We start from the raw sequence: 1,555 nt of genomic DNA, 5'->3' as shown, positions 1-1,555 counted from the left end.
GATGCGAAATGTGGATTTGCAGGAACTTCAAAAAATTGTGAAAACATGCGGTTAGCATTTTTAGAACTTCAGAAAGAGTATGAAGCAAAAGCAGCAGAAAGAAGTCGTAAAATTGACGAAGAAAATCGCAAATCAATGGAAAAATTGAAAGCTGAAATGAGAGCCAGAATTAAAAAAATGAGAGAAGAGAATCAAAAATTCCTTGCTGAACAAAGAGCAAAAGAGCGTGCTGAGGAAGAACGAAGAGCGAAAGAGCGCGCGGCAGAAGAACAAAATAACAATTAAATTATAAAAATATACAATGAAGAGTGGAGCATCTAAATGGCAATAATAACCAAAGGCATATTTACTGATATAGATGATATGTTAATGGAGCCCCTCACAGAGACAATGGGTAAAGTCATTCACAATCTCTCATCGTCTTTAAGTGCTCCGCTTAAGCTGTCTTGTACAATCTATATTATATTTATGGGCTACAATATCATCTATGGGCGTTCTTCCATGCCACTGTGGGAGTTTATAGCGACAACTTTCAAACTGGGCATCATTGTTGCACTTGCTACAAACGCTGCTCTTTATAATGAGTGGGTCAGTGGTATATTTTTCCATGATCTGCCGAATGCCATTGCAAATGTCACACAAGGAGCACATGTGGATCGAAATGTATGGGATAATATGATGAACCAAGCTGGAGCACAGGTTTTGGACGCAGCAAACCAGTACACGGGTCTGACTCAAATGGGGATGTTTATTGCGACATGGATTGCTGGTTTTATCTGCCTAGTAGTTGCTGCCTTTTTTTGTCTAGTCGGTTTTGTTGTTTCATTATTTGCTAAACTGGGATCATTTCTTGTCCTATCAATAGGACCACTCTTCATAAGCCTCTATATGTTTTCCTCAACCAGAAAATTCACAGAAGCATGGTTAGGGCAAGTTGCAAACTTCATCATTTTATATGTGTTAGTCGTGCTGCTTGGTGGTTTATATGTTAACATTTCAATGAACGTTTTTTCAAGAGGTATTGACAATATCTTCACTACTTTAATTCAATTCTTGGTTGTTGGTCTTGGTGGTATTTTTCTTTTCCTCAGACTCCCTGATATCGCATCAGCTTTAGCCTCTGGGGGGGCTTCTCTTACAGGATCAGGACCAGTTGCTAAAACAACGGCTCAACTAACAGGTAAAGCTGCTAAAGCAACAGCCAACACGATAGCGAAGGGCGTTAAAAAATTAACATCACTATTAAAAAAAGGTCTAAGTTAAAATGCGGGAATTTAAAAAAATTGGGATTATCTTACCATTTCTCTTTCTCAGTGGCTGTATGTCTTCACCAAACACACTGAAGTCACTCCCAAAGTGTGATGGATATTCTAAACGTCCACTCAACAGATCAATGTGGAATTGGGAAGGGAAAAAACCCACGCCCACACCCATTATCATCAGTAACAACACACCCTCCACCATGAAAGAGGGCAAATTGGAAATGCTTCTGGCACAAAAATTAACGGATGAAGAAATCAAATCTTACAAAAATTGCGGGCAAAAAGCATGAAAG

General features: G+C 39.0%; 3 protein-coding genes. All 3 read left to right on the top strand.

Going from position 1 to position 1,555, the window contains the following annotated elements; all coding sequences use genetic code 11:
* A partial coding sequence (locus tag ACFIL3_RS10110; protein ID WP_375682221.1) for a hypothetical protein occupies positions 1–285 on the top strand: 285 nt, incomplete at its 5' end.
* Positions 286–321: 36 nt separating this feature from the next.
* On the top strand, positions 322–1,263 hold the full coding sequence (locus tag ACFIL3_RS10105) for a type IV secretion system protein (RefSeq protein WP_375682220.1): 942 nt from the start codon (positions 322–324) through the stop codon (positions 1,261–1,263).
* A 1-nt stretch (position 1,264) separates the two neighbouring features.
* Positions 1,265–1,552, top strand: a complete 288-nt coding sequence (locus ACFIL3_RS10100; protein ID WP_375682219.1) for a type IV secretion protein VblB7 — start codon at positions 1,265–1,267, stop codon at positions 1,550–1,552.
* Positions 1,553–1,555: the final 3 nt, after the last annotated feature.

The sequence above is a fragment of the Bartonella sp. CE47NXGY genome, from assembly GCF_042195415.1.
GTDB lineage: Bacteria > Pseudomonadota > Alphaproteobacteria > Rhizobiales > Rhizobiaceae > Bartonella.
Note: the sequence above shows the minus strand (reverse complement) of the source record. Positions and strands in the feature narration are given on the sequence as shown.